2 protein-coding genes are annotated in these 473 nt (G+C 68.5%); one reads left to right on the top strand and one right to left on the bottom strand.

Annotated features, from left to right (window positions below):
* A partial coding sequence (locus RM844_RS32385; protein WP_311671021.1) for a hypothetical protein occupies window positions 1-269 on the top strand: 269 nt, incomplete at its 5' end.
* Between the two features lie 8 nt (window positions 270-277).
* Here RM844_RS32385 and RM844_RS32390 read toward each other — a convergent pair.
* A partial coding sequence (locus RM844_RS32390; RefSeq protein WP_311671022.1) for a glycoside hydrolase family 6 protein occupies window positions 278-473 on the bottom strand: 196 nt, incomplete at its 5' end.

The raw sequence follows: 473 nt of genomic DNA on the forward strand, positions 1-473 counted from the left end.
GTGAGGTCGGCCCGCGGCTGCTCAACGCCCTGTCCGCGTCGTCGTTGGGTTTTGCCCTCGATGTGCCGTGGGACGCCAACCAGCTCGTGCGTTCGTTCCTCTACACCTACGACGTCGAGTTCCTCACCGGCCTGACGATCAATCAGACCTGCCGCTACACGACGACGATGACGCTCGCCGACAACGGGATGACGCTCGGCGGCGTCGGCTCGGTCAACTTCTCCACGCCGATGCTCGCCGAGTGCGAGACGGCCCCGCCGCCCCAGTAGCTCTTGGGCTAGCCGTGCGCCTTGCGCACCAGGTCGATGGCGTACTGGTTGACGAAGGTGCCCGCGGAGGCCTCGCCGGTACCGCACGCGCCGTCGGACTCGCCGGGACGCTTGACCCAGAGGAACGCGTCGACGTTTCCGTTCCCGGTCGCCGTGGTCGGTGCCGCGCCGAGGGCCCGGCCGCTGGGGTTGCACCAGTACATC

The sequence above is a fragment of the Streptomyces chisholmiae genome (assembly GCF_031845445.1).
GTDB lineage: Bacteria > Actinomycetota > Actinomycetes > Streptomycetales > Streptomycetaceae > Streptomyces > Streptomyces chisholmiae.